Raw genomic sequence first — 25,911 nt, 5'->3', positions numbered from 1 at the left:
GCGGGCTTGCTCGCGAAGACGGCGGTACATTCAACATCGATGTCGCTGACCCACCGCTTTCGCGAGCAAGCCCGCTCCCACATGGGTTCTCGGGTGTTTACAGATCCAATATCCACCCCCGTGTCGGCATTCAAAAGTTACAGGACTGCTGGTCGCAGGCGGGTTCGAGCGCCTAGACTTCGCCAGTCTTCAGTTCAGGAACAGCCCGTGACTTCCATTTTCTGGTACGACTACGAAACCACCGGCATCAACCCGCGTTGCGACCGGCCCTTGCAGGTGGCGGGTATCCGTACCGATTTCGAACTCAATGAAATCGACGAACCGGTGAACCTGTATTGCCAGCCCAGCGATGACATCCTGCCGCATCCGGCGGCCTGCGCGATTACCGGCATCACCCCGGCGTGCCTGGCCGAAAAAGGCTTGAGCGAAGCCGATTTCATGACCCGTGTCCACGGCCACCTGGCCGCGCCCGGTACCTGTGGCGCCGGCTACAACACCCTGCGCTTCGACGATGAAATGACCCGCTACAGCCTCTATCGGAATTTCTTCGACCCGTACGCGCGGGAATGGCAGGGCGGCAACAGTCGCTGGGATTTGATCGACCTGGTGCGCGCGGCCTATGCGCTGCGCCCGCAAGGCATTGTCTGGCCGCAAGAGGACGGTCGCGTGACCCTCAAGCTCGAGCGCCTGACCGCCGCCAATGGCATCGACCATGGCCAGGCCCATGATGCGTTGTCGGACGTGCGCGCGACCATCGCCCTGGCCCGGCTGATCCGTCAGCAGCAGCCCCGGCTCTACGACTGGCTGTTCCAGTTGCGCAGCAAACAGAAGGTGATGGACCAGATCCGTCTGTTGCAGCCCATGGTGCATATTTCCGGTCGCTTCTCGGCGGCGCGCAACTACATCGGTGTGGTCCTGCCGCTGGCCTGGCACCCGAAAAACCGCAACGCCCTGATCGTCTGCGACCTGCATCTGGACCCCCAGGGCCTGCTGGACGACGATGCCGAAAGCCTGCGCCAGCGTTTGTATACCCGCCGTGAAGAATTGCTCGAAGGTGAGTTGCCGGTGCCGCTCAAGCTTATCCATATCAACAAATGCCCGGTGATCGCGCCATTGTCGGTGCTGCGTGCCGCGGACCAGCAGCGACTGGAACTGGACATGGAGGGCTATCAGCAGCGGGCATTGCGGCTAACTGACGCACAGAAAGTTTGGCAAGATAAACTTCAGGCTATTTATGGGCGCGAGGATTTCACCGCCAGCGAGGATCCCGAACAACAGTTATACGCGGGCTTCCTGGGGGATCGCGATCGACGTTTATGTGAACAAGTGCGCATGGCTGACCCCGCGCAATTGGCTCAAGAACGCTGGCCTTTCGATGATGAGCGTTTGCCAGAACTATTGTTCCGATATCGCGCGCGCAACTTTCCAGACACGTTGAGTCCTGAAGAGCAGGCGCGTTGGAGACTTTTCTGTCAACAACGGCTGTCATCCCCGGAGTGGGGGGCGCCTAATACCTTGGAAAGTTTTGATGCGGCGATGGGAGAGTGGATGGCTCTGTCTACACCCGTGCAGCAAGAAGTACTCAGGGAGTGGCAGGGCTACAGCCAGCAATTGCGCAAACGTTTAAGCCTTGAGCCGTGATGAAGTAAAAAGATGACAGGCATAAAAAACGCCAGCAATCGCTGGCGTTTTTTTGTTCGCTAAGAACGGTGCGAACCGGTGAGGCTTAGCCCAGCAGGGTTGCCCAGCCTTCAACCACGTCACCGCCCCACTTGGCTTTCCACTCTTTCAGAGTCTTGTGGTTGCCACCTTTGGTTTCGATGACTTCGCCGTTGTGCGGGTTCTTGTATTGCTTAACTTTGCGAGCGCGTTTGGTGCCGGTAGTTTTCACGGCGCCACGTGGTGCTTTGCTCGACTTGGCTTCTGGATCCAGCAGGGCAATGATGTCGCGCAGCGACTTGGAGTATTCGCCCATCAGAGTGCGCAGTTTGCCTTCGAATTCAAGCTCGGTTTGCAGTTTGTCGTCTTGGGACAGGTTTTTCAGGCGAGCTTGCAGTTCTTTGATGGCTTCTTCTGTGGCGCGGTATTCATTGATCAAGGACATGTGGACTACCTTATGTAGGACGCGGGTGACAAGGACACAGTGCGGCAATAGTAATCAGACAGTTTCATCAAGTAAACATTTAACCGGTGTTTTATTTAATTAATTAGTGCTGTGCCACAAAAACGCCTGTTGCAGTTAAATGCCGCGACAGAGTCTTCACATCTTTTCACACATATAGCCTGCTTCCCCAGGCCACGCAGATCGCAGCGATAGGCCGTCGCGGAGGGTTTGGCGTGTCATCGATACTGCAGTTTTGCCGCGCAATGGCTAGAATGGCCGCCTTTGCGAAGTTCTGGAGTTTCCCTAATGCGCACTTTTCGTCTGGTGATTGCTTGCCCGGACCGCGTCGGCATCGTTGCTAAAGTCAGTAACTTTCTGGCGTCCCATAACGGCTGGATCACCGAAGCAAGCCATCACTCGGACAATCAAAGTGGTTGGTTTTTCATGCGTCACGAGATTCGTGCCGATTCGCTGCCCTTCGGTATCGAAGCCTTCCGTGAAGCGTTCGCCCCCATCGCCGAAGAGTTCTCGATGGACTGGCGTATCACCGACACCGCGCAGAAAAAACGCGTGGTGCTGATGGCCAGTCGTGAGTCCCACTGCCTGGCCGACCTGTTGCACCGCTGGCACAGCGATGAGCTCGATTGCGACATCGCCTGTGTGATTTCCAACCATGACGACTTGCGCAGCATGGTGGAATGGCACGGCATCCCGTACTACCACGTACCCGTCAACGCGCAAGACAAGCAGCCGGCGTTCGCCGAAGTCTCGCGGCTGGTCAAGCAGCACGATGCCGAGGTGGTGGTGCTGGCCCGCTACATGCAGATCCTGCCGCCGGCCTTGTGCCGCGAATACGCCCATAAAGTCATCAACATCCACCACAGTTTCCTGCCGTCGTTCGTCGGTGCCAAGCCGTACCACCAGGCGTCGATGCGTGGTGTGAAGCTGATTGGCGCCACCTGTCACTACGTGACCGAAGAGCTGGATGCCGGCCCGATCATCGAGCAGGACGTGGTGCGCGTCAGCCACAGCGACAGCATCGAAGACATGGTGCGTTTCGGCCGTGACGTAGAGAAGATGGTGTTGGCCCGGGGCCTGCGTTATCACCTGGAAGACCGGGTGCTGGTGCACGGCAACAAGACCGTGGTGTTCTGACTGCACTGCAAAGGGCCTGGACGAGCGATCGCCAGGCCTTTTTTCTGAAGAGCAATGATGTCCCTGTGGCGAGGGGATTTATCCCCGTTGGGCTGCGAAGCGGCCCCAATCCAGGCAACCCGGTATGCCAGATTGAGCTCGCCGCTTTAGGGTTGCTCCGCAACCCAACGGGGATAAATCCCCTCGCCACAGGAACTCATACAGTTCAAGGGAGACGCTCGCGCCATGACCGATCCATTGGACAAAGCCACCTCCAAGGCGCCGGCGACCCTGGGCGAGGGCTGCCTCAGCCGCTATGACCCAGATGCGTTGGGCCCGGAGGACGGCACTGAGTTTCCTGATGCCGCGCAATTGTGGGAGCAACTGCATCCCCAGGACGAGCCCGAGCAGAAGCCGTGATACGTCAGGCCTGCCTGAGCCTGATCAGTTTCTTGAGCAACGGTCGCCCGACCATCAGGAAGAACACCGGCCCGCCGGCCACCAGATAAAAGTAATAGGTCACCGCCCGCCAGATCAGGATCGCCGCCGCTGCGGTGGATTTGCCCACCATGGGTGCCAGCAGCGCCGCCGACGTCAATTCGGCCGCCCCGGCGCCGCCCGGCAGCAGGCTGAACTGTCCCGCACTCAGGGACAGCATCTGGATCAGGAAACTCCAGGCCCACTGCAAATCCGCCCCCAGTCCCCTCAATGCCAGGTACAACACGCTGTAGCGCAGCGCCCAATGCAGGCAGGTCAGGCCGAAGACCTGGAGCAGTGTCTGTCGCGGCAACTTCAAGGTGTCGGTGAACGCCGCCAGAAAGCTCAGGATCTTGCGGGCCCAGCGTCGACGGGTGACGGCTTTTACGCGCAGGTGGCGCAGCAGTCGAGCACCCAGCAGAATCAATCTGCGGTGATACCGGGCCACCAGCACGCAGCCGAACAACCCGCCAAACAATGAAATCGCGCTTAACGCCAGCATCCATTCCATGCGCTGGCTGAGGTTCTGGAACAGCGCGTAAAACAGAATGCCCACCAAGGCGCAGAGGAAGAACAGCAAGTCGCTCAACTGATCCATGGCAAATACCGCGCTGCCATGGGCCGGGCGCACGCCGTTGCGCGCCAGCAGGGCCATCAGCGTCAGCGGGCCGCCACTGCCACCGGGCGTCGCGCACATGGCGAACTCGGTGGACATCACCACGCCGATGCTTTTCAGCCCGCCGATGCGCCCACGGTGCTCCCCCAGCAGCAGGCGCAAGCGCACGGAGTTCAAGCCCCAGCACAGCACGATCATGCCGAGCATGGCCAGCAGTAGCGACAACGGAAAGCGCTGCACCCGCGACCACATTTCCCCGCCGCCGACCAGCAGCGGCACCAGTAGCGCCGTGAGCAGGGCGGCACCCAGCCAGATCAGCCGTTTCATGCGGCGCTGCTGACCCGCAGCCCCTGGGTCGCCAGCCAGTCGACTTTGGTCATGGGCACACGACCGTCGTTGAGCAGGCGTTCGAGGGTGCGCAGCCAATAGTCCCGGGAAAAGGCATGGCGCATGTCCACCGGGTGCAGGCCCAGGCGAATCACCGGGGCCTGGCGCCAGCGCTGTTCGCGTTGGTCGCTGATGACTTTCGACAGGCCACGGCGCCAGGCGCTGCGAGCACTCCAGACCAGCCCCGGCGCATCGATGGCGGTGAAGTCGGGCAAGCGATAAAGGTGTTGAGTATCGCTGGTGTAGCTCAGCGGCAACTGGCGCAAGGCCTGGCGCGTGCCTTCGCTCATCAGCCAGGCCGGGGCGACGAAACCCTCCAGTGGCCAGTGGTAGCGTGCAAAGGTTTCGATACCGGCGCGCAGGCGGGCGAGAGCGGCGGCCTCGGACAGGTTGTAGAACTCCCCCTCATGGGTATAGACCCGGCGCATGAACCACTCCTTGGGGTGGCGGGCGGCAGGGCCGTCGTCGCAATGGTAGTAGCCATGCAACACCAGTTCGTCGCCGCGCTCGACCCGGCTGTCGAGCAGGCGCCGAAAGCCGGGGTCAGCCTCCAAGGCATTGTTGCGGTGAAAGTCCGGCACCACCAACCAGGTCATCGGCACCTGGCCGAGGGCGTCAACGGCTTCGACGAAGGGCTGGTAGTCGGGCCAGGTTTGCGGTGCCACGTCGTGCAGCACCAGGAGCACGCTAGTGTCCTGTATCACAAATACTGTTCCTTTTTGACGGTGTCTGTTGTCGTCATGCTGCGTTGCCGCTCCTCGCCATAGCGGGCTATGACTCGTCGCGGCGCCTTGCCTGACGACAACAGCCACTCGCCAAAAAAGAAACGTATTTGCGAAACAGGACACTGGGCGAATGATTCATCGACACGGACCTCGCCTCAACCATTGGCCAGCAGTGGCATCTGCCCGCCGAGCACCGCGTAGTAGTGCCCCAGCAAGCTGTTGACCACGGTATCCCAGGCGTAATGCCGCTCCACATGCTGGCGCGCCAGCACGCCACGGCGCTGACAGCCTTCGGCAAACAGTTGTCGCACGGCATTGGCCATGGCCTGTGGATTGTTGGGGGTGCACAGCAGGCCGCAGTCTTCATCGACGACCTCAGTGAAAGCCCCGGCCGCCACCGCCACGACCGGAATACCGCTGGCCATGGCTTCGAGAATCACCAGGCCGAAGGTTTCCTGGTCGCCAGCGTGCAGCAGGGCATCGGCGCTGGCCATGAGCCGGGCGACTTGCGGTGCCGGGCAGAATTCATCGATCACCGTGACGTTGTCCGGCACCACGGCGGGCATCGACGAGCCCACCAACAATAAGTGGTAGCGCTCGCCCAGGCGCTTCATGCACTTGAGCAGCACCGGCAGGTTTTTTTCCTTGGAACCGCGACCGGCGAAAATCAGCAGGCGCGTGTCCTCGGCGATGCCCAGCTCGGCGCGCAGCTCCGGGTCGCGGGCGGCCGGGTTGAAGGTTTGCAGGTCGACGCCCAATGGTTGCACGAAGACGTTCTTGACCCCCAACCCGGTCAGTTTGTCGGCCATGACCTGGCTCGGTGCCAGGACCCGGTCGAAATTGCCGTACAACTTGCTGACATAAGCTTCGATGTTGGGGGTGAACCAGTTGCCCATGCGGTTGCTGACCAGCAGTGGCAGGTCGGAGTGATAGAAACCGATGACGGGGACGTCGAGCTGGCGACGGGCATCCAGCGCGGCCCAGGCCGTGAGGTAGGGATCGCCGACTTCAATCAGATCGGGCTGTAGATCGCGCAGGACATTGCGCCAGGGGGCCAGGCGAAGGGGGAAGCGGTAGCCCTTGCCGAACGGCAGTGCAGGGGCTGGAACCTTGTAGATTCCGTCATGCACGCTCAAATGCGCGCCGGGAATCAGCAGGCTGTGGCGAATACCGGGCCGATCGCCCAGGCGCCGGTGCTTGGCATCCAGATAAGTGCGCACGCCTCCGCTGGCGGGGGCGTAGAACATGGTTATGTCCGCTATATGCACGATGAACGTCCCTCCGGTCAGTGTTCTCCTGTGTTGACCTTTAGTAAGAATAGATGTTCGGTTGGGGTTGTGGTGACGTAGCGGTCATGCAGATTCCTGTGGCGAGGGGATTTATCCCCGCTGGGCCGCGAAGCGGCTCCAAACCATGCAACTCGGTGTGCCAGGATGATGGAGTACGCTGCTTTAGGGCTGCTGCGCAGCCCAGCGGGGATAAATCCCCTCGCCACATAGGTCCGGCCAAATACAGTGTTGACTGTGCATTCAAGCCTTAATGCCCCAGGCATGCTTTTATATAAGCGTGCAAAATGGCGTCATATCGCAAACACCACGGGTGACCACATGCCTGACTCATCGCAACTCATTATCGGCGCCGACCTTAGCGGCCAGCCCATCGCCCAGGCCATGCGCCTGGCGAATCGTCATGGTCTGGTGGCGGGCGCCACCGGTACCGGCAAGACCGTCACCTTGCAGCGCCTGGCCGAAATGTTCAGCGATGCCGGCGTGGCGGTGTTCGCGGCGGACATCAAGGGTGACCTGTGCGGCCTCGGCGCGGCCGGCAACCCCCAAGGCAAGATCGCCGAGCGTATCGCCGGCATGCCTTGGCTCAACCACAAGCCCCAGGCTTATCCGGTGACCTTGTGGGATATCCACGGCCAGTCCGGTCATCCACTGCGCACCACCTTGAGTGAAATGGGTCCGTTGTTGATCGGCAGCCTGCTGGAACTGACGGACAGCCAGCAGTCGGCGCTCTACGCCGCGTTCAAGGTGGCCGACCGCGAAGGCTTGTTACTGCTGGACCTCAAGGACCTGAAAGCGCTGCTCAACCATCTCAAGGACAACCCTGAGTTGCTGGGGGACGACGCGGCGCTGATGACCACGGGCTCCAGCCAGGCGTTGTTGCGACGCTTGTCCACTTTGGAACAGCAGGGTGCGGATGCGTTGTTCGGCGAGCCGGCCTTGCAGCTCGAAGACATCCTGCAACCGGCCAGCGATGGCCGTGGCCGCATCCACTTGCTCGACGCCAGCCGCCTGGTCCACGAAGCGCCGAAGGTCTACGCGACATTCCTGTTGTGGCTGCTGGCCGAGCTGTTCGAGCAGTTGCCTGAGCGCGGTGATGCGGACAAACCGTTGCTGGCGCTGTTCTTCGATGAGGCGCACCTGCTCTTTGCCGGGACGCCCAAGGCCTTGCAGGAGCGCCTGGAGCAAGTGGTGCGGCTGATCCGTTCCAAGGGCGTCGGGGTGTATTTCGTGACCCAGTCGCCGGGCGACTTGCCGGATGACGTGCTGGCGCAGTTGGGCTTGCGCATCCAGCACGGGTTGCGGGCCTTTACGGCCAAGGAGCAGAAATCCCTGCGGGCGGTGGCTGATGGTTTCCGGCCCAACCCGCAATTCGATGCCCTGGCGGTGCTGACCGAACTGGGCATCGGTGAAGCCCTGGTGGGCACCTTGCAGGAAAAAGGCACGCCGGAAGTGGTCCAGCGCGTGCTGGTGGCGCCACCGCAATCGCGCATCGGGCCGCTGAGCGAAGCCGAGCGCGCCAGGTTGATCGCCAGTTCGCCGTTGCAAGGGCGCTATGACAAACCCATTGATCGTGAATCGGCCTATGAAGTGCTGATGGGCCGCAAAGGGCTGGAACCGCAGGCCGAAGAGGCGCCGGGCAAGCCGGCGGCGGAAGAACCGAGCTTCACCGAAAAAGCCGGCGAGTTCCTCGGCACCGCGGCCGGCCAGGCGCTTAAATCGGCGATGCGCCAGGCGGCCAATCAGTTGGGCCGGCAATTGGTGCGTGGGTTGATGGGGTCGTTGCTGGGGGGCAGCAAGCGCCGGTAGTCAGGACCGAGTCGCCCCTTTCGCGAGCAAGCCCGCTCCCACAGTAGATTTTTGCCAGACACAGAATGTGTGTCTGCCGCAAATCCCCTGTGGGAGCGGGCTTGCTCGCGAAGGCGGTCTGGCAGGCGAAAAATAGGCTGGCTGATCTGCCGCCATCGCGAGCAGGCTCGCTCCCACAGTGGGTTTCTGCCAGACACAAAATTTGTGTTCGCCTAGATCCACTGTGGGAGCGAGCCTGCTCGCGATGCAGGCGAAAAATAGGCTGGCTGATCTGCCGCCATCGCGAGCAGGCTCGCTCCCACAGTGGGTTTCTGCCAGACACAAAATTTGTGTTCGCCTAGATCCACTGTGGGAGCGAGCCTGCTCGCGATAGCTAATTAGCGGGCGCCGAAAATCTCAATCCTTGGGCCGCGCATGCGCCGCCAACCGCTCCAGCGCCGCCCGCAGGTTGGGATCGCTGATGCCATCCGCCGTGGCTTGAATGGTCGCGGCGGCGTCGGTGGACAGATCCAGCGTGTGCCCCTTGGCGCCGACCTGGACGGTGGGCGGTTGTACCTTGAACAGGATCCGCGTCAGGTTGGCGAATTCTTCGAACGCCTGGAGTTGGCGCAGCAGGCGTTTTTGCTGGTAGCGCAGGCGTGTGGCCCAGTGGCCGTCGGTGACGATCAGCAGCAGGCTGCCTTCGCGCCAGGACGCCACGTGGCAATGCTCGCGCGCGGCCGGTTGCAATTGGCTGTCGAGCAGGCGTTGCAGGTGACCCAGGCGTTTGGCGTGGCCAAAGATGGCTTTCAGCGGCTTGGCTTCGCGCAGCAGAACGGCGGGCGCCTTGGCTGGAAGAGGGCGAAAGGCCATGAATGAATACCGCAAGTGACAGAGGCGCCATGGTAGCAGAAAGCACCGGATGCGCCTCGACCCTCTCGCCCAGTGGCTTTTAGCTGCACAATCAATGAGTAACTTCTGCGCTTTGTGGGTTGAAGTTCGCGCAAAAGCCCTTATTTTAAGCAAGCCCCGTCACAGCGCTGTGCCAGCATCGTGGAATAACGCCACTTTCCTCTCCATCGTTTCCGGGTAGAATGCTCGTTCGCATGCGGCCATGAGGGCTGCACGGGCGACTCACGGGGCCGCCCTCCATCCCTTTAGTGTGGAAGATCCTGCCGATATGTTTGCGCCTTTGTTAAAGAAACTTTTTGGAAGCAAGAACGAGCGTGAAGTCAAACGCATGCTCAAGACGGTACAGACTGTCAATGCCTTCGAAGAGCAAATGGTGGCCCTTTCGGACGATCAGTTACGCGCCAAGACTGCCGAATTCAAGGACCGCATCGCCAAGGGGGAAACCCTTGACCAACTCCTGCCCGAAGCCTTTGCGGTCGCCCGTGAAGCCGGCAAGCGGGTCATGGGCATGCGCCACTTCGACGTCCAGTTGATCGGCGGCATGACCTTGCACGAAGGCAAGATCGCCGAAATGCGTACCGGTGAGGGCAAGACCCTCGTGGCGACCCTGGGTGTCTACCTCAACGCGCTGTCCGGCAAGGGCGTGCATGTGGTGACGGTCAACGACTACCTGGCCCGCCGCGACGCCAACTGGATGCGCCCGCTCTACGAATTCCTCGGCCTGAGCGTCGGCGTCGTCACGCCGTTCCAGCCGCCGGAAGAGAAGCGCGCCGCCTACGCCGCCGACATCACCTACGGCACCAACAACGAATTCGGTTTCGACTACCTGCGCGACAACATGGCGTTCAGCATGGAAGAAAAATTCCAGCGTGAACTCAACTTTGCCGTGATCGACGAAGTCGACTCCATCCTCATCGACGAAGCCCGTACCCCGCTGATCATTTCCGGTCAGGCCGAGGACAGCTCCAAGCTGTACATCGAGATCAACAAGCTGATCCCGCAGCTCAAGTTGCACGTCGAGGAAGTCGAAGGCGAAGTGACCCAGGCCGGGCACTACACCGTTGACGAGAAGACCCGTCAGGTCGAGCTCAACGAAGCGGGTCACCAGTTTGTCGAGGAAATGCTCACCCGTATTGGTTTGCTGGCCGAAGGCGAGAGCCTGTACTCGGCCCATAACCTGGGCCTTTTGACCCACGTCTATGCCGGCCTGCGTGCCCACAAGCTGTTCCATCGCAACGTTGAATACATCGTGCAGGACGGCCAGGTCGTGCTGGTGGACGAACACACCGGTCGTACCATGCCGGGCCGTCGCCTGTCCGAAGGCCTGCACCAGGCCATCGAAGCCAAGGAAGGCCTGAACATCCAGGCCGAGAGCCAGACCCTGGCCTCCACCACCTTCCAGAACTACTTCCGCCTGTACAACAAGCTGTCCGGCATGACCGGTACCGCGGACACCGAAGCGTTCGAATTCCACCAGATCTACGGCCTGCAAGTGATGGTGATTCCACCGAACAAGCCGCTGGCCCGTAAAGACTATAACGACCTGGTGTTCCTGACCGCCGATGAGAAATACGCGGCGATCATCAACGACATCAAGGAATGCATGGCCCAGGGCCGTCCGATCCTGGTGGGTACCGCCACCATCGAGACCTCCGAGCACATGTCCGCCCTGCTCAACAAGGAAGGCATCGAGCACAAGGTCCTCAACGCCAAGTTCCACGAGAAGGAAGCCGAGATCATCGCCCAGGCCGGTCGCCCGGGTGCGCTGACCATCGCCACCAACATGGCCGGTCGTGGTACCGACATCCTGTTGGGCGGCAACTGGGAAGTGGAAGTCGCCAGCCTGGAAAACCCTACGCCTGAGCAGATCGCGCAGATCAAGGCCGACTGGCAGAAGCGTCACCAGCAGGTACTCGAGTCCGGCGGTTTGCAGGTGATCGCTTCCGAGCGTCACGAATCGCGTCGTATCGACAACCAGTTGCGTGGTCGTGCCGGTCGCCAGGGCGACGCCGGTTCCAGCCGTTTCTACCTGTCCCTGGAAGACAGCCTGATGCGCATCTTCGCCTCTGACCGGGTGAAGAACTTCATGAAGGCCCTGGGCATGCAGCCAGGCGAGGCGATCGAGCACCGCATGGTGACCAACGCCATCGAGAAAGCCCAGCGCAAGGTCGAAGGCCGCAACTTCGATATCCGCAAGCAACTGCTGGAGTTCGACGACGTCAACAACGAACAGCGTAAAGTGATCTATCACATGCGTAACAGTTTGTTGGCCGCCGACAACATTGGCGAAACCATCGCCGATTTCCGCCAGGACGTGCTCAACGCCACTGTCAGCGCCCATATCCCGCCGCAATCGCTGCCGGAACAGTGGGACGTCGCCGGCCTGGAAGCCGCCTTGCAGAGCGACTTCGGCGTGGCATTGCCGATCCAGCAATGGCTCGACGAAGACGATCACCTGTACGAAGAAACCCTGCGCGAGAAACTGCTGGCCGAACTGATCGCTGCCTACAACGAGAAGGAAGACCAGGCGGGCGCCGAGGCGCTGCGCTCCTTCGAGAAGCAGATTGTGTTGCGAGTACTGGACGACCTGTGGAAAGACCACCTGTCGACCATGGACCACCTGCGTCACGGTATCCATTTGCGTGGTTACGCCCAGAAGAACCCGAAGCAGGAGTACAAGCGCGAGTCCTTCACGCTGTTCTCCGAATTGCTCGATTCGATCAAGCGCGACTCGATCCGTGTGCTGTCCCACGTTCAGGTTCGCCGCGAAGACCCGGCCGAAGAAGAAGCTCGCCTGCGCCAGGAAGCCGAAGCCCTGGCTGCACGCATGCAGTTCGAACACGCCGAGGCCCCGGGCCTGGAAGTGGTCGCCGAAGAGGGCGTCGATGTGGATGTCGCCCTGGCGACCGCACCGGTGCGCAACGAGCAGAAGCTGGGCCGTAACGAACTGTGCTATTGCGGTTCGGGCAAGAAATACAAGCATTGCCACGGGCAGATCCAATAATCCCGTTTCAACGCTGAACCACCCGCGCCGCGACAGGCCAGCCCCTGTCGCGGCGTTTTGCCATTTGATTCGCCGTCTCGATGAAGCCGGCGTCGATATACATCTAATTTAGGAGCGCATTCATGGCTGTTGGTCTTGGTCCGTTGCCAACGTTGCACCCGGTTGCCGGTTTTGAACTCGGTATTGCCTCGGCGGGCATCAAGCGCCCCGGGCGCAAGGACGTCGTGGTCATGCGTTGCGCCGAAGGCTCGACGGTGGCTGGCGTGTTCACCCTCAACGCCTTCTGTGCCGCTCCAGTCATCCTGGCCAAGCAACGCGTGCAGGGGCCGGTGCGTTACCTGTTGACCAACACCGGTAACGCCAACGCCGGCACCGGTGCGCCAGGTTTGGCCGCCGCCGAGCGCACCTGCGCCAAGCTGGCGGAACTGACCGGCGTTGACGCCAGCCAGGTGCTGCCGTATTCCACCGGCGTGATCGGCGAACCGCTGCCGGTCGAGAAGATCGAAGGCGCGCTGCAAGCCGCCCTTGATGACCTGTCGGAGAACAACTGGGCTGCGGCCGCCACCGGCATCATGACCACTGATACTTTGCCCAAGGGCGCGAGCCGCCAGTTCGAGCACGATGGCGTGACCATCACCGTCACCGGTATCAGCAAAGGCGCCGGCATGATCCGTCCGAACATGGCGACCATGCTCGGCTACATCGCCACCGATGCCAAAGTCTCGCGCCAGGTGCTGCAAGACCTGATGCTCGACGGTGCCAACAAGTCGTTCAACCGCATCACCATCGACGGTGATACCTCCACCAACGATTGCTGCATGCTGATCGCCACTGGCCAGGCCAACCTGCCGGAGATTACCGAGGCCGCCGGCGCGCTGTTCGCCGCCCTCAAGCAGGCGGTGTTCGAAGTGTGCATGGAAGTGGCCCAGGCTATCGTGCGTGACGGCGAAGGCGCGACCAAGTTCGTGACCGTGCAGGTCAACGGCGGTGGCAATCACCAGGAGTGCCTGGATGTCGGCTACACCGTGGCCCACTCGCCGCTGATCAAGACCGCGCTGTTCGCCTCCGACCCGAACTGGGGCCGCATCCTCGCCGCCGTGGGCCGTGCCGGCGTGCCTGAGCTGGACGTGAGCAAGATCGACGTGTTCCTCGGCGAAGTCTGCATCGCCAGCCAAGGTGCTCGTGCTGCGACCTACACCGAAGCCCAGGGCGCGGCGGTCATGCAACAGGAAGAAATCACCATCCGTATCGAGCTGGGACGGGGTGATTGCAGCGAAACCATCTGGACCACCGACCTGTCCCACGAGTACGTCAAGATCAACGCTGAGTACCGGACTTAAACCGAGTCGTCCCATTCGCGAGCAAGCCCGCTCCCACAGGGGATTTGCTGGGTGACTGAGAAAGTGCTCACACCACCAATCCCCTGTGGGAGCGGGCTTGCTCGCGAAGGCGCCAGTACGGCCTCTACAAAACCACAAGAAAGGAATCCAGACATGAGCCTGCACCTGATCATCGGCGACCAACGCATTTCTTCCTGGTCCCTGCGCGGCGCGCTGGCCCTGGCGCTGACCGGCGCGAAATACACCGAAGAGCTGGTCAGGCTCGACCAGCCCGACACCCGCGAGAAGCTGCTCAAGTATTCGGCCACGGCCAAGGTCCCGTTACTCAAGACCGAGTTCGGCGTGATCGCCGATTCCCTGGCGATTGCCGAATACCTGGCTGAACAGTTTCCCGAGGCCAATCTCTGGCCCAAGGACGTGGCCGCCCGGGCCCTGGCGCGCTCGGCCTGTGCGCAAATGCACAGCGGTTTTTTCGCCCTGCGCAGCCACATGCCCATGGATCTGCTGCACGATGCGCCGTTGTCGCCGATGCCATCTGATGTGCAGGCGGAAATCCAGCGGATGCTGGCGCTGTGGGCCGAATGCCGTGCCGCGGCGACCGAAGCCGGTCCCTACCTGTTTGGCCGCATCAGCCTGGCCGACGCGTTTTTTGCCCCTGTTGCCGTGCGCTTGCGCACTTATCAGGTGAAACTGTCCGAGGTCGATGAGGCCTACGTCGAAACCCTATATCAATGGCCAGCGTTCAAGGCGTGGCAACAGGCTGGCCTGGAGGACACTGCGCGGTGAAACGAGTCCATGTGGCGGCAGCGGTCATCCGCGATGCCGCCGGTAAAATCCTGATCGCCCGACGGGCCGACACCCAGCACCAGGGCGGCCTGTGGGAATTTCCTGGCGGCAAGGTCGAGGCCGACGAGTCCGTCGAAACCGCCCTGGCCCGCGAGCTTCATGAGGAACTGGGTATCGTTGTCGGTGCCGCCCGGCCGTTGATCAAGGTGCGTCACGACTACCCGGACAAACAGGTGTTGCTGGATGTCTGGGAAGTCTCGGCCTTCACTGGCGAGCCCCACGGTGCCGAAGGGCAGCCGTTGGCCTGGGTGACGGCCCGCGACCTGACGAACTATGCGTTTCCGGCGGCCAATCAGCCGATCGTCGCGGCGGCCCGTTTGCCGGGTGAGTACCTGATTACCCCTGAAGGCCTTGAGACGCCGGCCTTGCTGCGGGGTATGCAGAAGGCGATTGCCGGCGGGATCAAGTTGGTCCAACTGCGTGCCCCCGGTGGCTACGACCCGAAATACCGCGATCTGGCGGTGGATGCGGTGGGGTTGTGTGCCGGCAAGGCCCAACTGATGCTCAAGGGGCCGTTCGAATGGCTGGGGGATTTTCCCTCCGCCGGTTGGCACATTACCGCCGCGCAACTGCGCAAGCATGCTGCGGCCGGTCGCCCGTTCGGCAAGGACCGTTGGCTGGCGGCCTCCTGCCATAACACCGAGGAACTCTCCCTGGCGCAGCAGATGGACGTGGACTTCGTCACGCTCTCGCCGGTGCAACCGACCCAGACCCATCCTGACGCACAGCCGTTGGGGTGGGCAGAGGCGGCGCGGTTGATCGAGGGCTTCAACAGGCCGGTCTATCTGTTGGGTGGGGTCGGGCCCGGCGAGCGGCAAAAAGCCTGGGAGACCGGGGCGCAGGGTGTGGCGGGGATTCGGGCGTTTTGGCCTGAGGCTTGATGGTGTGGTGTAACTGCTGGCCTCTTCGCGAGCAAGCCCGCTCCCACAGTAGATTTCTGCCAGGCACAGAATGTGTGCCTGCCGCAGATCCCCTGTGGGAGCGGGCTTGCTCGCGAAGGCGGCCTGACAGGCGATACACCTCTCTGATCAAATCCCAGGCTTGGCCGCCGCCACCCAAAGCACTTCCGCCACCCCTTGCCGCCGGGCAATGACCCGTGCGGCCACGAACAGCAGATCCGACAATCGATTGATATAGGCCAGCCCCGGCCCGGCCAGCGGTTCCACCGCGTTCAGTTGCTGGCAACGGCGCTCGGCGCTGCGGGCCAGGCTGCGGCAGACATGGGCCTGGGCGATCAGCGTCGAACCACCGGGCAGGATGAAGTTTTCCAGGGGCCCCAATTCCTCGTTCCACACGTCGATCGCCGCTTCCAGCCGCTCGATTTCCGCCACGTTCAAGGCCTGGTAGGCCGGCATCGCCAGTTCACCACCGAGGTCGAACAAGCGATGCTGACAAGGCCCCAGCACTTCACTGACTTCCTTTAGCGCCGGGTATCGGGCCGTTTCAGCGGCGAGCCCGGCCAGCAATAAGCCCAGCTGGCTGTTCAGCGTATCCACTTCGCCGATGGCCTCGACCCGTGGGTGGTCCTTTGCCACGCGGCGACCATCGCCCAACCCGGTTTCACCCTTGTCGCCAGTGCGGGTGTAAATCTTCGACAGGCGAAAACCCATGCTCAGCGCTCCAATTGTTTGTGTTCCTGCGGCACCATCGACGTGCCGGCCAGCGGCAGGCGCAAGGTGAAGCAGGTGCCTTGGCCCGGCGCCGACTGCACTTCCATCTGGCCCTTGTGGTTATTGGTGATGATGAAGTACGAGACCGACAACCCAAGGCCTGTGCCTTGGCCGATCTCCTTGGTGGTAAAAAATGGCTCGAAGGTGCGTTTGCGCACGTTCTCGCTCATGCCGATGCCGTTGTCCTCGACCTGGATTTCCGCCCATGGCGGGTTCAACCGCGTGCGCAGGACGATGCGTCCCGGTTCGCTGTCGTCCTGGCGTTGATGGATCGCCTGGGCGGCGTTTTTCAGCAGGTTGAGCAGCACCTGTTCCAGTTCGTTGGCCGTGCCGGGCACCGGGCCCAGGTTCGGATCGAACTGGCGGATGATCGCTTGGCCCTTGAAGTCGAAACCGATCGCCAGGTCGAAGTCGTTACCGGCGATTTCTACCGCCTGGTCGATCAGCGCCGGTAGGTCGCAGGGTGCCATCTGCCGCGTGCTGAGCCGGCTGAAGCTGAGCATATGGGTGACGATTTTTGCCGCTCGGGCGCCGGCTTGCTGGATGCCGTCGAGCAACTGCGGGATCTCCCGACCCTGGAGGTAGCGATTGACCTCCTCCAACGGGATACCCAATTGTTCGGCCTGTTCGAGGTTCTTCGGCAATTCCGGCGACAGGCGTCGGCGGATGTTCTGCACGTTGTGCAGGATGGCGCCCAGGGGGTTGTTGATCTCATGGGCCATGCCCGCCGCGAGGCCGCCGACCGAGAGCATTTTCTCCGATTGCACCATCATTTCTTCCAGCGACAGGCGCTGGGTGATGTCATCGATCCGGATGACCACGCCACGTCCGGCACCGCCCATCAGTGGGTAGAACGTGAGGGCGTAGTGGCGGGCTTCGTCGTCCTTGGTCCAGGTGACGCGTTCGATCTTGGCGACCGTATGTTGCTCGACGGTCTGCTTGAGCTGGGGCAGGTACGGCTTGAGCGGTTCGAAAGCGAGGAAGATCGGCTGGTTCAGCGCCTCGTCCAGCCGTGTTCCGGAGAGGGCGCTGGCTTCCTGGTTCCATTGGGTGACGTAGAGTTGCTCGTCGAGGGCGATCAGCGCCGAGGGCATGGAGTCGATGATGCTGTTGAGGTAATTCTGAAAACCGGTGAGCTTTTTCTCGATCTTGCTGCGCACCTGGACTTCCAGCTCCAGCTTGCGATTGGTATGGCGGGTTTCTTCCGCCAGGCCCTGGGCCTGGTCGTAGGCGGCCTGGGAGTCGTCCCGCGCGCGCTTGAGTTGCTGTTCCCGGGCTTCGATCCGCGACAACATGGTGTTGAACGCCTCGGCCAGGCTGCCGATCTCATCGTGGTTGCCGCGTGCGGCACGCAGGGCATAGTTTTCTTCGCGGGTGACCTGGCGTGACAGCTCTTCAAGCTGATGAATCGGCTGGGTGATCAGGCGCTTGATCTGCTGGGCAATGATCAACCACAGCAACACGCTGAAAATCAGGATGCCGAGGCTGGCGGTCAAGGTGCCGGTGTAGAACGCGGTCGGCAATTCACTGCTGGCCACCAGCAACAGATGGCCAGGCGCCGTGCCGGGACGGGGCAGGGTAATGACCTGGTTGCTGCGAAACTCACCGGCCTGCCAGGCCTGCATGTTGCGGTAATGGTCCGGCAGCTTGAGCTTTTCGCCCTGTTGCAGTTGTGCCAGGCGTTCGCCCTGGCCGTCATACAGCGCCGCCGCCCGCAGCGGTGCGTAGCTGTTGAGCTCATCGAGCAAGCGCTGGGCATTTTGTGGCGATTGCAGGGCGTCGGAGATCAGGCTCGGATTGGCCACCAGTCGGCCAATGGTCTGCAGGGCCTGGGGCGCCATGCTTTCCTGGGAGATGTAGTAGGCGGCGCTGATAAAGGTCAGGTTGGCCACCAGCAGGACAGTGGTCAACAACACCAACAGGGCAGCCAGCAGTTTCTGGCCGACCGGGAGGTTTTCAAGGCGCTGGCGCAATGGCATCAGACTCGTCGCTAAAAAGGAACACGAGGGCCAGCGTAGCCGCTGCTCAGTCGCTGGGCAATGCGAGGTTGTGCAAGTGGGCAATCAGTCGCTGGCGCAGTTGCTCCAGGTGCGGCACGGTCAGCTCGTGGCGTTGGGCGACCTTGCAGGCGTAACCGAGCAAGTAGCTGATTTCGGTGCGGCGCCGATTGGCGACATCCTGGTACATCGAGGAGTAATTGGCGGCCGTGGCCTGGATCACCCGTTCGACTTCCGGCTGCAAGTCTTCGGCAGCCGCAGGCTGGCCGCAACGTTCGAGCAGGTCGGTGAGTTCCACGCACAGGGTCGCCACTTCGCAACGGTGTTCCTGCAAGCCGCCATTCTTGCAGTGGTGCAGTACGGTCAGCGGATTGATTGCACAGTTGAGCGCCAGTTTGCGCCAGAGCCGGGTGAGGATGTCGGCGCTCCATTCGTGGGGAATGCCGGCGGCGCTCAGGTCGTCCAGCCAGAACGGTGCCACCGGGTGCGCGGGGTCGCCCAACCAGGTGTAGCCGTGGCCGGCGAACACCACGCGCCAATCACCGTCGCGGAACGCGCCTTCGGTGCTGGAAGCGCTGATGCAACGGGCCTGGGGCACACAGTTGGCTACTGCGTCCTGGCTGCCGAGGCCGTTCTGCAACAGGATCAGTTCCGATTCGGCGTCCAGGCGATGGGCCACCGAGGCCACGGCCGCTTCCGCGTCGTAGGCTTTGCAGGCCAATAGCAGGCGCCTGATCGGTTCCGGGCTGTCCGCCGTTTCGCCAGGTATCGGGTAGCTCTGCGCCTGTCCCTGTTCCACCAGCGTCAGGCCGCCGGCGCTGCGGTAGGCCTGCAAGCGGGCTTCGTTGCGCAGCACCAGCCGCACCGGCAACCCGGCCCGGGCCAGGCGCGTGGCCCACAACGTGCCGAGACTGCCGGCCCCGAGGACATGCCAGGTAGTGGACATCAGTTTTTTACTCGGATTGGCGCAGGCATCTGAGGGCTCGCAGTGTCGGCAGGAAAAGAGCCGTTATAATGAGCCCGATTTTAACCACAAGCCAAGTGCGCGCCGTTGATACTGGCGCGCCTTTTTATTTGGAGAACACTACATGCCGTCATTCGACGTGGTATCCGAACTGGACAAACACGAAGTCACCAACGCGGTTGAAAACGCCGTCAAGGAACTCGACCGTCGTTATGACCTCAAGGGCAAGGGCAGTTTCGAGTTCAAGGAAAAAGACCTGACCGTGAACCTGACCGCCGAGGCCGATTTCCAGCTCGAGGCGATGATCGAGATCCTCAAGCTGGCGCTGGTCAAGCGCAAGATCGACGTGCAGTGCCTTGAGGTCAAGGACGCCTATGCCTCCGGCAAGCTGATGAAACAGGAAGCCGTGCTCAAGGAAGGCATCGACAAGGAACTGGCGAAGAAGATCGTCGCTCATATCAAGGACGCCAAACTCAAGGTGCAAGCCGCCATCCAGGGCGAGCAAGTGCGGGTCACCGGCAAGAAGCGTGACGACTTGCAGGAAGCCATTGCCGCACTGCGCGGCAAGGAATTCGGCATGCCGCTGCAATTCAACAACTTCCGCGACTGATACTGGGTTGCATTAAATACTGTGGCGAGGGGATTTATCCCCGCTGGGCTGCGCAGCGGCCCCCAAACCAGACAACTCGGTGTGCCAGGAAGATTGAGTTGATTTAGGGCTGCTGCGCAGCCCAGCGGGGATAAATCCCCTCGCCACAAAATGCCGCGTGCAACAGGAATAGGAGAGAAAGATGGATTTGAATGCTGAAGTGGACAACCTGGTCAAGGCTTCCCAGACCTGGATCCCCATGATCATGGAATACGGCAGCCGCGTGCTGCTGGCGGTCATCACCCTGGCCATCGGCTGGTGGTTGATCAACAAAGTGACGCAGAAACTGGGTGCGTTGCTGGCCTTGCGTAACGCCGACCTGGCACTGCAAGGGTTTATCAGTACCCTGGCCAACATCATCCTGAAGATTTTGCTGATCGTCAGCGTCGCTTCGATGATCGGTGTGGAAACCACTTCGTTCGTCGCCGCCATCGGTGCCGCCGGCCTGGCGATTGGCCTGGCCTTGCAAGGCAGCCTGGCGAACTTCGCCGGTGGCGTGCTGATCCTGCTGTTCCGCCCATTCCGCATTGGTGACTGGATCGAAGCCCAGGGTGTGGCCGGTACGGTCGACAGCATCCAGATCTTCCACACCGTGATTCGCACCGGTGACAACAAGACCGTCATCGTGCCAAACGGCAATCTGTCGAACGGCATCATCACCAACACCAACCGCCAGCCGACCCGCAAGGTGGTGTTTGATGTCGGCGTGGATTACCAGGCCAACCTGCAAAAGGCCCGGGAAGTGTTGCTGGCGCTGGCCAAGGATGAGCGCGTGCTGGCTGACCCGGCGCCTGAGGCGGTAATTTCCACCCTGGGCGACAGTTCCATCACGGTGTCGCTGCGCATTTGGGTCAAGACAGCGGATTATTGGAATGTGATGTTCATGCTCAATGAGCAGGCGCGGGATCGCTTGAAGGACGCGGGCATCGATATTCCGTTTCCACAGCGCGTGATTCGGGTTGTTCAGGAAGGGCCAGCGCAATAACGATTGGACTGTAACCTGGCGCTTGAGTCAGGTTATGTTTAGTTAGCTTGCTATTTAACAAGTTGTGTTAAAGCTGACATGCGGTGGATATAAAAAAACCGCTCACCTGGATCAGGTGAGCGGTTTTTGTTTGTTGCGGGTGCAGCTATCGAACTAGCACTGAATTACAAGATGCTCAGTGGGTATTCGACGATCAGGCGAACGTCGTTGTTGTTACCACTTTGACCCAGGTCGCCGTTGGCACGATAAACCGCGCTACGGAAACGGAAGGACAAATCTTTAGCCGGACCTTCCTGCAGGACGTACTTGGCCTCGTAGTTAAGTTCGTGTTCCTTACCTTCAGTACCAGATACGCCAGTGTCGATATTATCACCTGTAACATAGCGGGCCATGAAGCTCAGGCCTGGCACACCATAGGTTGCCATGTTGAGGTTATAGGCCGCTTGCCAGGAGCGCTCGTCCTTGTTGTTAAAGTCGGAGATCTGAATGGAGTTAGCCAGGAAAATCGTGCCGTTGCCATCGACGCCGTAGGAGTAACCGGCGTCGCCGCTGGAGCGCTGGTGAGCGATGGTGAACTTGTGCGCGCCCAAGGTGTAGGCTGCTGCAAGGCTCCAGATTTTGTTATCGACTTCGCCGTTCAGTTCCTGTCCATCACCGCTGGTGCGGTAGCCGTTGAAGTCGAAATTCAAAGACTGGGTGTCTGCAATCGGCAGGGTGTAGTTCAGGTTGATGTACTGCTTCTTGAAATAGTCTTCAACGTCGGAGGCGGCGACGGTGCCCACGAAATTGTCAGTGAATTGATAAGTTGCGCCAGCAATGTTGGCGCTGGTCAGGCCTGCTGCGCCTTTACCGTTGATGCTGTCGCGGCCCATGCCAGTTTGCGAGCTCAGAGCAGTGAAACGACCTGCGCTCAGCTCCAGCCCTTTGATTTCCTTGCTGGTGATCAAAGTACCGGTCGCTACTTCAGGCAGCAAACGGCTGTCATCGGTGGAGAAAACCGGGCTGCCAACGAACTGGTTACCGTACTTCAGTACAGTGTCGGACAGGCGGAATTTAACAGCGCCACCGGCACGCGACTGGGTATCTTCCTGGTTACCTTCGCTATTGTTGGCGAACAGGCCGTTACCGGCGCGGCCCTTGCCGCCGTCCAGTTTTACAGCACCGCCAGCAAATGCGTCGACACCGACACCGACGGTGCCTTGAGTGAAGCCCGATTGGTAAGTGAGCAGCTCGCTAAGACCTGTCTCCTGACGATAGCCATTTATTTTGGCGGTATTGCTGGTGGTGTTGGTGCCATTGGCTCTACGAGCGTTACCGTAACCGCTTTTAAAGTCACGGTTCATGTATTCCATACGGGTTTTGGCGACCAGGCTCTGATCTTCAAAAAAGCCCTTGGATTCTTCCTGGGAAGAGGCCATTGCGAACTGCGAGGTACTGGCCGATACAGCCAGTGCGATCATGCTCCACTTCATCACGCGCATCGTGATTTGCTCCTTTGGTTTTTAGAAGAGTACTGCCGTCCCACCTGTTTTTTTATCTGGGCGGCTCTTTCTTTTTGTGTCGGCGCAAACTTATATCACGTCGACATTCTTTGGCGATACTTGCCCATTCAACCTTTCAGCTTCTTTACGACCGTGTCGCCAATGGCTCGATCCATGTCGCATTTCAGCTGTTCCGACGCAACCGTATTCACAACTTTAATGTTGTTTTTTCTTTTCCGGCATCGGTGTAAAGAGTCCGTCATTACCGCGCTTGAAGCTCCTGTGGGCAGCCTTGCCACTTTAATTTGTATGTCGGCAGGTTCTCGCTTCCGGCGAGACCTTTGGACAGTGCGAGTATGCTTGCAACAAGCATGCTCAAACCCGAATTTTGTTTACATTTTTTTCACATTTGACCGGTTGACGCCGTGAAACCTCATGAAACCGGGCTCCAAAGGCCTTGTTTTAAATAGGGTTGACTCGTGTACCGCTCTCGTGATTAACGCCCGTAAACGTGGCGAGACCACCAAAAACGTTACCGGTTCACCCTACCCAGTGAGTAAATCACGGATGCTCTGTGCACTGAGCGTAGACGCACTGTGCTGTTTTGGTGCAGAAAATTTTCCGATTGTACGAAAATCTTACAACGTCGAAGCCTTGCCTGGGCCCCTGGCACGGTCCTGTCAGGACGGTGTGGTGCCGCCTGCGCTGTGTTGGTGCGTCAGCTTGCACAGGTTGATGCTGTGTGTTGAAAAAAACTTCGCAGGACGAGCATCAGGACGGTACGCCGTGATCGATTCGGCGTTCGCGGGTATGCTGCGCACCTGAGTCCGATGCAGGCCTGCGGGCCGCCAAACCGGGCAGAACCGATAACGAGCGAGGAGTACGCGCGGTGTTTGCTTTAGATCCACGACTGCAACAAGACACATTGCCCATCGGCGATTTCCCGCTGTGCCGGTTGCTCTTGTCCAACGATTCGAATTATCCGTGGTTCATCCTCGTGCCGCGGCGGGAAGATATCAGCGAATTATTTCAATTGGATGACGATGATCAACAGCAACTGTGGAAAGAAACCACGGCGCTGGCCGAAACCCTCAAGGATTCGTTCGATGCCGACAAGATGAACGTTGCAACCTTAGGTAACGTTGTCAGTCAACTGCACATGCACGTCATCGTGCGCAAACGGGATGACGCCGCCTGGCCTGCGCCTGTCTGGGGCAAGCACCCGGCCCAGCCTTATAATGCAGGGCAGGTCACGGCTATTCGTGAACGGTTGCGAGTGGCCTTGACCGATGATTTCAAGTTTCTGGAGGGCTGAACCATGAACCTTGAAGACCGTGTAACCGATCTGGAAAGCCGCTTGGCGTTTCAGGATGACACCATCCAGGCGTTGAACGATGTGCTGGTCGAGCAGCAGCGGGTCGTCGAGCGTCTGCAGCTGCAGATGGCGGCGTTGCTCAAGCGCCAGGAAGAGATGGTCGGGCAGTTCGAGTCGTTCGAAGAAGAGGCGCCGCCGCCTCACTACTGACTTGCCCGATTCCCGATTGACGGGCAATAAAAAACCGCGAGCAGCCAGGCTGCATCGCGGTTTTTTTACGCTTGGATCAGCGGCGCGGCAGCGCGGCGATCACATCTTCGGCCTGCAGGCCCTTGTCGCGGTTCATTACGGAGAACTCCACGCGCTGGCCTTCCACCAGGACGCGATGGCCTTCGCCACGAATGGCCCGGAAATGCACGAAAATATCATCGCCGGAGTCGCGGGAGATGAAGCCGAACCCTTTGGACGTGTTGAACCACTTCACCGTGCCGGTATCGCGGTTGGACATGTCGTAGTTCTGCGCAGCGGCGGCCGGCGACGACTTCTTGTAGAAGCTGACGGCCAGGTGCAGTGCCACGGCGAGCAGTGCTGCGCCCAGGCTGAACAGAATGGCCGGTTGACCGCCGATTTCCGGCATAGGCGCCAGCAGGGCCAGGGTTTGCAGGGCAACGGCCAGCACCAGCAGGGCGCTGACCAGGTTTTGCAGTTGGTGACGTGGACCTTTGTTCCAGTAAGGGATGACGGGTGCAAGGGTCAGGTTGAGCAGGCCGAAAAAGGCCAGGTACAGTGCATCGGGGTGTTGCAGGTAAGGTGTGGCTTCGGAACCCAGGCTAGGGATGAAGGACAGCAGCAGGGCAGCTGCGCCCATTAGCAAGTGGACGATTTTCAACATTTTGATTGGCTCACGGTTAAGACAGATCACAAGGAAGAGCGGGTCGGGGACGGTTCGCTTCGAAACAATGAGAGGCGTTGGACACGTACCCGAATCAGCCTATGCGTTACGCCCGGAAAAATAGGCGTAGCGACACACTGCCTATTTAACAGCAAAGCCCCGGCCTTCTCAAACGCGTTACGGGCGCGTACCGCGCTGTTCGTCGGCCAGAAAAGCCCCGCCGGTGCTTACTCGGTGTATGCGCGCCTGTCTTCTATTAAGGAAGAGGAAGGTGTGCCGGGTGCCGAAGACATGATCCGGCAAGTGATGACGTGGCGTGGGCCACATTCCCAGCGTGCGGCGTGTAGGACGGCGTAATTCGTCGCCTGCCTACTGTTGGCTTGTCCTACGTCCACGGTCATAAAGTCGTCTGGAACTGGCGATGCCGTTGAGCTTCCATAGAGCCACAGATGGAGTGTTCCAACTGAGAGATTCGTATGGCAAAGGAGTGTCAACGGTATGATTCAAGGAAAAGAACCGGGGGAGGGGGTGCATGGGCGCTTTCAGTCCATCCGCGTCGATCCGTTCGTCAGGGGGTTCGACATGCAGCTGGCGCGTCCCCTGGCCCGATCCATTCGTCTGAACGGGTTCGCCACCTGCCTGCGGCTGGAGCAGGTCTATTGGGATATCCTCGGTGACATGGCCCAGCTCAACAGCTGCTCCATCAGTACGTTGCTGTCCCATGTCGACAGGGAGGTGCACCTGCGCCATGGCGGGGTGCGCAATTTCAGCGCACTGGTGCGTGTGGTTTGCGTGGTGCACAGTTTGAAGGAAGCCGGGATGGATCATGGTGGGGCGTAGGAGCTGCCGAAGGCTGCGATCTTTTGATCTTGATCTTGATTTCTCGCTTGCGACTCAAGTCTCTGGGGCAAGATCGCAGCCTCGTTGCACTCGTCAGCTCCTACGCGCGGTCTTACGGCTGCACAGGCCGCATTTAATGGATATAATCTCGCTCTTTGCCGCAAAGCCCAGCCTTTGCGCGAGTAACCTGATCGCCGAGACAACCCCATGCCGATGTACGACTATCAATGTGCTTCCTGTGGTCATCAGATGGAAGCCATTCAAAAGATCAGCGCGGCACCGCTGGTCGACTGCCCTGCCTGCCAGGCGCCGGAACTGAAAAAGATGCTGTCCATGCCTGGTTTCCGCCTCGGCGGCACAGGCTGGTATGAAACCGACTTCAAGACCGGCGCCAAGAAGAATCTGGCCGGTGGCGACAAAGCTGATTGAGTTGAACACGCGCGAGTGCTTGCACGGGCAGGTCCTCCAACCGAATTTCGAATTACGAGAAGTGAAACCA

The 25,911-nt window shown here is 60.4% G+C and carries 24 protein-coding genes and 1 pseudogene; 15 read left to right on the top strand and 10 right to left on the bottom strand.

What is annotated here, in order from left to right; all coding sequences use genetic code 11:
* The first annotated feature begins 207 nt into the window (after nucleotides 1–207).
* A complete protein-coding gene (gene sbcB, locus CFII68_RS00335; protein ID WP_018614296.1) occupies nucleotides 208–1,641 on the top strand; it encodes an exodeoxyribonuclease I in 1,434 nt (477 codons plus the stop codon).
* A gap of 85 nt (nucleotides 1,642–1,726) precedes the next feature.
* Here sbcB and mvaT read toward each other — a convergent pair whose 3' ends face one another.
* Nucleotides 1,727–2,104 carry a histone-like nucleoid-structuring protein MvaT gene (mvaT, locus tag CFII68_RS00340; protein ID WP_003205091.1) on the bottom strand — a complete coding sequence of 126 codons (378 nt, stop codon included), beginning with the start codon at nucleotides 2,102–2,104 and terminating at the stop codon, nucleotides 1,727–1,729.
* Between the two features lie 306 nt (nucleotides 2,105–2,410).
* On the opposite strand from mvaT, the gene purU reads away from it, so the two are divergent.
* Nucleotides 2,411–3,259, top strand: coding sequence for a formyltetrahydrofolate deformylase (gene purU, locus CFII68_RS00345; protein WP_018614294.1), 849 nt, complete (start codon nucleotides 2,411–2,413; stop codon nucleotides 3,257–3,259).
* Nucleotides 3,260–3,484: 225 nt separating this feature from the next.
* Nucleotides 3,485–3,658, top strand: a complete 174-nt coding sequence (locus tag CFII68_RS27780; protein WP_003205087.1) for a hypothetical protein — start codon at nucleotides 3,485–3,487, stop codon at nucleotides 3,656–3,658.
* Between the two features lie 4 nt (nucleotides 3,659–3,662).
* Here the strand turns inward: CFII68_RS27780 and CFII68_RS00350 are convergent, their stop codons facing one another.
* From CFII68_RS00350 to CFII68_RS00360, 3 genes are all read right to left on the bottom strand, one after another.
* A complete protein-coding gene (locus CFII68_RS00350; protein ID WP_018614289.1) occupies nucleotides 3,663–4,658 on the bottom strand; it encodes a lysylphosphatidylglycerol synthase transmembrane domain-containing protein in 996 nt (331 codons plus the stop codon).
* Nucleotides 4,655–5,419 carry a DUF2334 domain-containing protein gene (locus tag CFII68_RS00355; RefSeq protein ID WP_033062958.1) on the bottom strand — a complete coding sequence of 255 codons (765 nt, stop codon included), beginning with the start codon at nucleotides 5,417–5,419 and terminating at the stop codon, nucleotides 4,655–4,657. Before CFII68_RS00355 ends, CFII68_RS00350 begins: the two co-directional genes overlap by 4 nt.
* A gap of 179 nt (nucleotides 5,420–5,598) precedes the next feature.
* The gene (locus tag CFII68_RS00360) at nucleotides 5,599–6,690 is read right to left on the bottom strand and encodes a glycosyltransferase family 1 protein (RefSeq protein ID WP_018614286.1); all 1,092 of its coding nucleotides are present in this window, start codon (nucleotides 6,688–6,690) and stop codon (nucleotides 5,599–5,601) included.
* Nucleotides 6,691–7,050: 360 nt separating this feature from the next.
* On the opposite strand from CFII68_RS00360, the gene CFII68_RS00365 reads away from it, so the two are divergent.
* The gene (locus CFII68_RS00365; protein ID WP_018614284.1) at nucleotides 7,051–8,538 is read left to right on the top strand and encodes a helicase HerA-like domain-containing protein; all 1,488 of its coding nucleotides are present in this window, start codon (nucleotides 7,051–7,053) and stop codon (nucleotides 8,536–8,538) included.
* Nucleotides 8,539–8,934: 396 nt separating this feature from the next.
* Here the strand turns inward: CFII68_RS00365 and CFII68_RS00370 are convergent, their stop codons facing one another.
* Nucleotides 8,935–9,390 (bottom strand): DUF721 domain-containing protein, encoded by a 456-nt coding sequence (locus CFII68_RS00370; RefSeq protein ID WP_018614283.1) that lies wholly within the window; start codon nucleotides 9,388–9,390, stop codon nucleotides 8,935–8,937.
* Nucleotides 9,391–9,697: 307 nt separating this feature from the next.
* Here CFII68_RS00370 and secA point away from each other — a divergent pair, with 307 nt between their 5' ends.
* The 4 genes from secA (at nucleotide 9,698) to CFII68_RS00390 (ending at nucleotide 15,500) form a co-directional block, all read left to right on the top strand.
* Nucleotides 9,698–12,433 (top strand): preprotein translocase subunit SecA, encoded by a 2,736-nt coding sequence (secA, locus tag CFII68_RS00375; protein ID WP_018614282.1) that lies wholly within the window; start codon nucleotides 9,698–9,700, stop codon nucleotides 12,431–12,433.
* A 122-nt stretch (nucleotides 12,434–12,555) separates the two neighbouring features.
* A complete protein-coding gene (gene argJ, locus CFII68_RS00380) occupies nucleotides 12,556–13,773 on the top strand; it encodes a bifunctional glutamate N-acetyltransferase/amino-acid acetyltransferase ArgJ (protein ID WP_018614279.1) in 1,218 nt (405 codons plus the stop codon).
* A gap of 153 nt (nucleotides 13,774–13,926) precedes the next feature.
* Complete coding sequence (locus CFII68_RS00385) at nucleotides 13,927–14,559, top strand: glutathione S-transferase family protein (RefSeq protein ID WP_018614278.1); 633 nt, start codon at nucleotides 13,927–13,929, stop codon at nucleotides 14,557–14,559.
* Nucleotides 14,556–15,500 carry a Nudix family hydrolase gene (locus tag CFII68_RS00390; protein WP_018614277.1) on the top strand — a complete coding sequence of 315 codons (945 nt, stop codon included), beginning with the start codon at nucleotides 14,556–14,558 and terminating at the stop codon, nucleotides 15,498–15,500. Before CFII68_RS00385 ends, CFII68_RS00390 begins: the two co-directional genes overlap by 4 nt.
* Nucleotides 15,501–15,647: 147 nt before the next feature.
* On the opposite strand, the gene CFII68_RS00395 is transcribed toward CFII68_RS00390, so the two are convergent.
* From CFII68_RS00395 to CFII68_RS00405, 3 genes are read right to left on the bottom strand one after another with little or no spacing between them, the layout of a single operon-like run.
* Nucleotides 15,648–16,229 carry a cob(I)yrinic acid a,c-diamide adenosyltransferase gene (locus tag CFII68_RS00395; protein WP_018614276.1) on the bottom strand — a complete coding sequence of 194 codons (582 nt, stop codon included), beginning with the start codon at nucleotides 16,227–16,229 and terminating at the stop codon, nucleotides 15,648–15,650.
* Between the two features lie 2 nt (nucleotides 16,230–16,231).
* A complete protein-coding gene (locus CFII68_RS00400) occupies nucleotides 16,232–18,268 on the bottom strand; it encodes a HAMP domain-containing sensor histidine kinase (protein ID WP_018614275.1) in 2,037 nt (678 codons plus the stop codon).
* 46 nt (nucleotides 18,269–18,314) lie between these two features.
* Nucleotides 18,315–19,232, bottom strand: a complete 918-nt coding sequence (locus CFII68_RS00405) for a putative 2-dehydropantoate 2-reductase (RefSeq protein ID WP_018614274.1) — start codon at nucleotides 19,230–19,232, stop codon at nucleotides 18,315–18,317.
* 142 nt (nucleotides 19,233–19,374) lie between these two features.
* Between CFII68_RS00405 and CFII68_RS00410 the strand changes: the two genes are divergently transcribed.
* Nucleotides 19,375–19,860, top strand: coding sequence for a YajQ family cyclic di-GMP-binding protein (locus tag CFII68_RS00410; protein ID WP_003205057.1), 486 nt, complete (start codon nucleotides 19,375–19,377; stop codon nucleotides 19,858–19,860).
* 181 nt (nucleotides 19,861–20,041) lie between these two features.
* On the top strand, nucleotides 20,042–20,884 hold the full coding sequence (locus tag CFII68_RS00415; RefSeq protein ID WP_018614270.1) for a mechanosensitive ion channel family protein: 843 nt from the start codon (nucleotides 20,042–20,044) through the stop codon (nucleotides 20,882–20,884).
* 164 nt (nucleotides 20,885–21,048) lie between these two features.
* Here CFII68_RS00415 and CFII68_RS00420 read toward each other — a convergent pair whose 3' ends face one another.
* Nucleotides 21,049–22,365: an OprD family porin gene (locus tag CFII68_RS00420; protein ID WP_018614268.1), complete on the bottom strand. Its 1,317-nt coding sequence runs from the start codon at nucleotides 22,363–22,365 to the stop codon at nucleotides 21,049–21,051.
* Between the two features lie 889 nt (nucleotides 22,366–23,254).
* Between CFII68_RS00420 and CFII68_RS00425 the strand changes: the two genes are divergently transcribed.
* Both CFII68_RS00425 and CFII68_RS00430 read left to right on the top strand, forming a co-directional pair.
* Nucleotides 23,255–23,680 (top strand): HIT domain-containing protein, encoded by a 426-nt coding sequence (locus CFII68_RS00425; RefSeq protein ID WP_018614265.1) that lies wholly within the window; start codon nucleotides 23,255–23,257, stop codon nucleotides 23,678–23,680.
* Between the two features lie 3 nt (nucleotides 23,681–23,683).
* The gene (locus tag CFII68_RS00430) at nucleotides 23,684–23,890 is read left to right on the top strand and encodes a SlyX family protein (protein WP_018614263.1); all 207 of its coding nucleotides are present in this window, start codon (nucleotides 23,684–23,686) and stop codon (nucleotides 23,888–23,890) included.
* A 76-nt stretch (nucleotides 23,891–23,966) separates the two neighbouring features.
* Here CFII68_RS00430 and CFII68_RS28090 read toward each other — a convergent pair whose 3' ends face one another.
* A complete protein-coding gene (locus CFII68_RS28090) occupies nucleotides 23,967–24,572 on the bottom strand; it encodes a cold-shock protein (protein WP_003205048.1) in 606 nt (201 codons plus the stop codon).
* Nucleotides 24,573–24,794: 222 nt separating this feature from the next.
* Between CFII68_RS28090 and CFII68_RS28055 the strand changes: the two are divergent.
* From CFII68_RS28055 to CFII68_RS00445, 3 genes and pseudogenes are all read left to right on the top strand, one after another.
* Nucleotides 24,795–24,926 (top strand): annotated as a pseudogene (locus tag CFII68_RS28055) (hypothetical protein); the annotation flags it as partial.
* 144 nt (nucleotides 24,927–25,070) lie between these two features.
* A complete protein-coding gene (locus CFII68_RS00440) occupies nucleotides 25,071–25,412 on the top strand; it encodes a ribbon-helix-helix domain-containing protein (protein ID WP_018614259.1) in 342 nt (113 codons plus the stop codon).
* A gap of 207 nt (nucleotides 25,413–25,619) precedes the next feature.
* A complete protein-coding gene (locus CFII68_RS00445; RefSeq protein WP_003178589.1) occupies nucleotides 25,620–25,841 on the top strand; it encodes an FmdB family zinc ribbon protein in 222 nt (73 codons plus the stop codon).
* Nucleotides 25,842–25,911 lie beyond the last annotated feature (70 nt).

The sequence above is a fragment of the Pseudomonas sp. CFII68 genome (assembly GCF_000416195.1).
GTDB lineage: Bacteria > Pseudomonadota > Gammaproteobacteria > Pseudomonadales > Pseudomonadaceae > Aquipseudomonas > Aquipseudomonas kilonensis.
Note: the sequence above shows the minus strand (reverse complement) of the source record. Positions and strands in the feature narration are given on the sequence as shown.